Here is a 6,327-nt window from a genome sequence, read left to right on the forward strand (position 1 = left end):
CTGGGCATGCTCGCGCAACACCGCATCCGGGTTCACCACATGCGGGTGATCCACCTTCAGCAGCAGTGGCAAGTCATTGCGCGAGTCGGAATAGAAGCTCGCCCCCTCCAGATTCTCCTGCTCCTGGTCCAGCCACTCCAGCAACCGGGTGATCTTGCCCTCGCGGTAGGTCAGCACCCCGTGGGTCTTGCCCGTATACACCCCGTTCACCGCCTCCAGCTCAATCGCCAGGTATTCATCCACCCCCAGCCGTGCCGCAATCGGCCCGACAAGGTGCGTCCCCGAAGCGGAAATGATCAGAATGCGGTCCCCACGCTGGCGGTGCTCGGCAATGCAGCGGCAGGCGTCGCCAAAGATGATCGGCTCTATCACGTCTTCTACCCACGGCTCCACCAGGTGCTCGACTTCTTCCAGGGTACGCCCGGCAATCGGCTCCAGGCTGAAGGCCATGTACTCCTCCATCCGCAGGTGGCCCTTGCCATAGGCCTCCATCAGTTCATGGTCGCGGCGCAGGAACGCTTTGCCGTCTACCCAGCCCAGCCGGGCCATCTGCTCGCTCCACAGCGACGCGCAGTCACCGTGGATCAAGGTTTCGTCCAGATCGAAAATTGCCAGTGCCATTGAGTTGAATCTCCTTAAGCCATTTCCCGCAGCGCCGTGGGGTCGATGGACAAGCTTACCCGTTTCCCGTCCCCGTGCAGGTCGGCCGGCGAGCGGTTGAGCACGTCGACCACCAACTCCACCTCGCGCACGTTTACCCGGTAGCGGATCACATTGCCCAGCAGGCTGTGGCTGCGGACTTCGGCATCCAGTTCGCCGTTGACGCCCAAGGTGATCGACTCTGGGCGGATCGCCAGGCGGCTGGTGACCGGGCGCTGCAACAGGCGGCTGGCGCTTTCGGCGTCGAGCAGGTTGTAGTTGCCGATAAAGCCGGCGGCAAACAGGTCCACAGGCGCTGTGTAGAGGGTTTCGGCATCGCCGCTCTGGACGATACGCCCCTGATTCATCAGAAAGATGCGGTCGGACAGGGTCAGCGCTTCTTCCTGGTCGTGGGTGACGAAGATAGTGGTTAGCCCCAGCTCGCGCTGGATGGCACGAATCTGCTCGCGCAGGTGTTTGCGAATACGCGCATCCAGTGCCGACAGCGGCTCGTCGAGCAGCAGCAGGCGCGGGCGGGTAACCAGTGAGCGGGCCAGGGCCACGCGCTGGCACTGGCCGCCAGACAACTGGTGCGGGTAGCGCCCGGCAAAGTTGCCCAGCTCCACCAGCGCCAGCACCTCACGGACACGGGCCTGGCTTTCGTCGGCCTTGACCTTCTGCATGCGCAAGCCAAACGCCACGTTCTGTTCCACGGTCATGTTGGGGAACAGCGCGTAACTCTGGAACACCATGCCAATGCCACGCTTCTGCGGGCTCAGCGGCACGATGTCGTGGCCGTCGAGAAGGATCTGCCCGCTGTCCACCGGCGTCAGCCCGGCGATGCAGCGCAACAGGGTGGACTTGCCGCAGCCGGACGGGCCCAGCAGGGTCACGAACTCGCCGCGCTCGATGTGGCAGTCGATGTTCTCGAACACCGGGCTGCCGGCGTAGCTTTTCTGCAGGTTCTGTACGCTGACGAAGCTCATGTCAGGTCTTGTCCTTGTTCAGGCGGTTGGCGACCCAGGTCAGTACCAGCACGAAGGCGAAGTACGAGATCACCAGTGCGCTGTTGAAGTGGCCGCTGCTGTTGCGCATGTTGTTCAGGTACACCTGCAGGGTCTCGTAGCGGGTGCCGACCAGCAGGTTGGCGAACACAAACTCGCCGAACAGGAACGAGAACGACAGCAGTAGCGCCACCATCAGGCCCTTGCGCAGGTTGGGCAGCACCACCAGCAGCGCTGCCTGCCAGGTGCTGGCGCCGAGTAGCTGGGCGGCGTCCATCAGGTCGCGCAGGTTGATTGCCTGCAGGTTGTTGGTAATGGCCCGGTACATGAACGGCAGGGCAATGGTGAAATAGCAGCCGATCAGGATCCACGGCGTGCCCACCATGGCCATCGGCCCGCTGCCATACAGTTGCAGCAGCCCTACCGAGGACACCACCGGCGGTACCGCGAACGGTAGCAGGATGAGCATGTTCATCAACGCATCGAGCCGCGGGAAGTGGTAGTGCACCACGAACAGCAGCGGCAGGATCAGCACCACCGACAGCAGCAGCGCGCCCAGGCACACCAGCAGCGACTGGCCGAAGGCGGCGAGGAAGCGCGGCTCACTCCACAGTGCCACGTACCATTTCAGGGTCAGGCCGCTGGGCAGCAGGCTGGCCGACCAGCTGGTGGCCAGCGAATAGAGCAGGGTGCCGGCCAGTGGCAGCAGCAGGATCAAGAACAGCAGGTAGACCACAACGCGGTGGTACCAGCCGCCGGAACGGGCGTCAGCGCGCATGGTAGCTCCTCTTCAGCAGCCATTGATGCACCACCGTGACCAGCGTCATCAGCCCCACCAGCACCATGGCCAGGGCGCTGGCCAGGTTCGGGTCGAGGCTGATGTCCCCGGCTACCAGGCCAGCGATACGGATCGGCAGTACGTTGAAGTTGCCGGTGGTCAACGCGTACACGGTGGCGTATGCACCGAGGGCGTTGGCCAGCAGGATGACGAAGGTGCCCAGCAGTGCCGGGGTGAGCACCGGCAGGCCGATGTGCCGCCAGTATTGCCAGTGGTTGGCGCCAAGCAGGGCGGCCGACTCGCGCCAGTCTTCACGCAGGGCGTCGAAGGCGGGGTAGAGCAGCAACACACCCAGCGGGATCTGGAAGTAGGTGTACACCAGGATCAGCCCGCTTTTGGAATAGATACTGAAGTCTTCCAGCAGGCCGACCTGCTTCAGCAGCAGTGTCAGCGCGCCGTTGAACCCGAGCAGGATGATGAAGGCGAACGCCAGCGGCACGCCGGCAAAGTTGCTGGTCATGTTGGCGAAGGCGCTGACGAAGTCGCGCAGCTTCGAGTCCACCTGGCGCAACGAATAGGCGCCAAGGGTGGCGATGACGATGCCGAACAGGCTCGACCAGAAGCTGATCTCCAGGCTGCGTTGTATGGCCTGTAGGTAGAACTTGGAGCTGAACACCTTGCTGAAGTTTTCGACGCCCCAGCCGGCTTCCGATTGCACGCTGTTGATCGCCACCCAGGCCAACGGGGCAATCTGGAAGATGACGAAGAACACGGCAAACGGCAGCAAGCAAAGCAGGGCCAGGTAGCGGCCACGGGCGCCGCTGCGCTTGGGTGTGGTCACTTCAGCAGCTCCCGGCACACGGTCTTGTCGTGGGCAGCGCCCAGCAGCTCGCATAGGGTGCCGCACAGCTCGGTCTGCAGCGGCTTGGCCGCCGGGTCCAGGCTGAAGGCGTCACCAAAGACGAACAGCGGCACTTCGCGCTCCTCGGTCAGCAGGCCGTTGTGCGAGCGGTCGTTGTTCATGCCGTGGTCGGCGGTGACCATTACCTGATAGCCCTCTTCGAGCCAGCCTGGCAGGTAGTCGGCCAGCAAGATATCGACGCTGCGCGCTGCGTTGCGGTACTGGCTGCTGTCCAGGCCGTGGCGGTGGCCGACATCGTCGATGCTCATCGGGTGCACCAGCAGGAAGTTGGGGGCATGGCGACGGCGGAGGTATTCGCCATCCGCCAGCAGATGCGAATCGGGGTAACGGTCGTCCCAGTAGAACAGCCCATGCTGGATCGGCAGCTTCGGCGCGTGGGTATGGCGGTCGCGCTGGGGGTCGAAAGGCGAGCGGTTGTACAGCTCACTCATCCAGTGATAGGCCGCCGCTGCGGTGCCCAGGTTGGCTTCGCGGGCGTAGTGGAACACGCTGCGCTGGTTGGACAGGCGGTTGACGTTATTGTGCACGATGCCGCTGTCGATGGGCGGCACGCCGGTGAGGATGCATTCGTACAACGGCCGTGACAGCGACGGCAGCTCGCATTCCACGCGGTACAGCGCGGCGCGGTCGGCCTCTACATAGGCATGCAGGTGGCCCATGGCGTGGTGGGCGACCTGATAGTTCAGGCCGTCTAGCAGGACCAGGATGACGTTGTGTTGCATGGTGGCTCCAGTCATAAACCGCGTTGGCTTCTTCGCGGGCATGCCCGCTCCCACAGGGTTTTGCACGGTCTCTGTGGGAGCGTGCCCGCGAAGGGGCCGGGTCAGGCACTAGGCAAGCTAGCCGTTTATTCCATCTCGATGATCACTTGCTCCTGCCACATCTGTGGCAGTTTCTTCGAGGTGGCTTCCCAGGCTTCGGCATTCTTGATCGGCTGGGCAGCTCCGTATTGCTCGTTAGGCAGCAACTTGGCCTGCACATCCGCCGGCAGCTTCAGGTGCTCGGCACGGATGGGCCGGGCATGCCCCTTGGCCAGGTTGATCTGCCCGGCATCGCTGAAGATGTATTCACGGGTCAGTTTGGCCGCGTTGGGGTGCTTGGCGTATTTGTTGATGACCGTGGTATAGCCGGAAATCACCGAGCCATCCGACGGGATCAGCACTTCAAAGCGCTTGGGGTCGATCTGTTCACGGTAGCTCAAGCCGTTGAAGTCCCACACCACGCCGACTTCCACCTCGCCTTTCTCCAGGGTCTGGATGGTCGGGTTGGCCAGCGACAGGCGCTTTTGCTGGGCCAGTTTGGTGAACAGTTGCAGGCCGGGGGCCACGTTGCTTTCATCGCCTTTGTAGGCGATGGCGGCGGCAAGCACGCCGTTGGCGGCCTGGGCGGCAGTGCCGACGTCGCCGATGGCGACCTTGTACTTGCCTTTTTCCAGGTCATGCCAGGTTTTCGGCCGTTCCTCTTCCTTGACCAGGTCCTTGTTGATGATGAAGGCAATGGTGCCGGTATAGGCCAGCGCCCAGTGGCCGTCCTTGTCCTTGGCCCACTCCGGCACCTGGTCCCAGGTGCTTGGCTTGTATGGCTGGCTCACGCCCTTGGTCACCGCGATAGGGCCGAAGGCGGCCCCCACATCGCCAATGTCGGCGCTGGCGTTGTCCTTCTCGGCTTCGAACTTGGCAAGTTCCTGTGCCGAGCTCATGTCGGTGTCGCTGTGTTTGAGGCCGTATTTGCTGGCCAGGTCTTCCCAGGTGCCTTTCCAGTTGGCCCAGGCATCGGGCATGCCCACGCTGTTGACGGTGCCTTCCTTGCGGGCGGCATCTTCCAGGGCCTTGAGGTCCTCGGCCATGGCCGAGGTACAGAACGCGATGGCCGAACCGAGCAGTGACGCCATGAACAACTTTTTCATCCGTAGCTCCTTGGGTGGGTGCCTTTAACCGATCGTTGTTATGAGTGAAGCCGTTGCCTGGAACCTTTGGTCTAGGTCAGCAAACCTTGAGCCAAGGTAGGCCGCTTGCGTGACAATTTGATGTAGGGAAGGGCCCGCCAAGGTGTCGACGGGCTCCTGGCAATACAGCGTAGACCATGGTGAACCCCCGGTTTTGCGGGGCTGGCCCGATTCTGGCAGTACCCCGTCGGCAGCCTTGTCACAGGATGTTCATCAGCCCTGCCTAGGCTTGCACTATTCTCCAAGTGCCCTGTTCTGGGGCTGGACTAGTCCAGATAGGTAACCCTTCATGCAGCCGATGCCACCGCGTGCGGTAACAGCCATCTGCCATGCCCTGCTGGAGCAAATCGAGCACGGCCTGCTGGCGCCCGGCGGCAAGCTGCCGGCCGAGCGCAAGCTCAGCGAGGTGTTCGACACCACGCGCATCACCCTGCGTGAGGCACTGGCGCAGCTGGAGGCCCAGGGCCTGATCTACCGCGAAGAGCGTCGCGGCTGGTTCGTCGCGCCCGAGCGGCTCACCTACGACCTGATCGAGCGCAGCCACTTCCATGCCATGGTGCGCGATCAGGGGCGTGTGGCCACTACCGAACTCCTCTCGGCACGGCTGCAGCCAGCGTCGGCGGCCATCTGTGCCCGCTTGCAGCTACCGGCGTTGTCCAGCGTGGTGCGAATCTGCCGCTTGCGGCGAATTGACGGGCGCGCGGTGCTGTATGCCGAGCACTACCTGAATCCCCGTTATTTTCCGGGCATTCTCGAACAGGACCTGGCGCAGTCGCTGACCGAGATTTATGGGCGGGTGTATGGCATCCGGTACGGGCAGGTATGCTTCGAGATCTTGCCGACGGCATTGCCGGTGGAGGCAGCAGGGGCGTTGAAGGTGTCGGTGGGCAGCCCGGGGCTGCACATTACGCGGGTCAACAGCGACCAGCATGGGCACCTGATCGACTGTGACCTGGAGTATTGGCGGCATGATGCCATCCGCATCCGTGCACAGGCCGGTTGATCTTGGATTCTGGGCTGCTTTGCAGCCCATCGCCGG

The 6,327-nt window shown here is 63.1% G+C and carries 7 protein-coding genes; 1 reads left to right on the forward strand and 6 read right to left on the reverse strand.

Annotated features, from left to right (window positions below; all coding sequences use genetic code 11):
• The 6 genes from ACK1VC_RS18905 to ACK1VC_RS18930 all read right to left on the reverse strand — a co-directional run.
• On the reverse strand, positions 1 to 621 hold a 621-nt coding region (locus ACK1VC_RS18905; RefSeq protein ID WP_449118015.1), incomplete at its 3' end, for an HAD family hydrolase.
• Positions 622 to 635: 14 nt separating this feature from the next.
• Entirely contained in the window at positions 636 to 1,625 is a 990-nt protein-coding gene (locus ACK1VC_RS18910; protein WP_191087351.1) for an ABC transporter ATP-binding protein, read from the reverse strand.
• Between the two features lies 1 nt (position 1,626).
• Positions 1,627 to 2,421, reverse strand: coding sequence for an ABC transporter permease (locus tag ACK1VC_RS18915; RefSeq protein ID WP_016485316.1), 795 nt, complete (start codon positions 2,419 to 2,421; stop codon positions 1,627 to 1,629).
• On the reverse strand, positions 2,411 to 3,262 hold the full coding sequence (locus ACK1VC_RS18920; protein ID WP_016485317.1) for an ABC transporter permease: 852 nt from the start codon (positions 3,260 to 3,262) through the stop codon (positions 2,411 to 2,413). The genes ACK1VC_RS18915 and ACK1VC_RS18920 overlap by 11 nt, the downstream gene beginning before the upstream one ends.
• Positions 3,259 to 4,065: an alkaline phosphatase family protein gene (locus ACK1VC_RS18925; RefSeq protein ID WP_023047314.1), complete on the reverse strand. Its 807-nt coding sequence runs from the start codon at positions 4,063 to 4,065 to the stop codon at positions 3,259 to 3,261. The genes ACK1VC_RS18920 and ACK1VC_RS18925 overlap by 4 nt, the downstream gene beginning before the upstream one ends.
• Positions 4,066 to 4,190: 125 nt before the next feature.
• Positions 4,191 to 5,249: an ABC transporter substrate-binding protein gene (locus ACK1VC_RS18930; protein ID WP_060518723.1), complete on the reverse strand. Its 1,059-nt coding sequence runs from the start codon at positions 5,247 to 5,249 to the stop codon at positions 4,191 to 4,193.
• Positions 5,250 to 5,577: 328 nt separating this feature from the next.
• On the opposite strand from ACK1VC_RS18930, the gene ACK1VC_RS18935 reads away from it, so the two are divergent.
• On the forward strand, positions 5,578 to 6,291 hold the full coding sequence (locus ACK1VC_RS18935; RefSeq protein WP_023047315.1) for a UTRA domain-containing protein: 714 nt from the start codon (positions 5,578 to 5,580) through the stop codon (positions 6,289 to 6,291).
• Positions 6,292 to 6,327 lie beyond the last annotated feature (36 nt).

It is taken from the genome of Pseudomonas sp. XP2, from assembly GCF_053557975.1.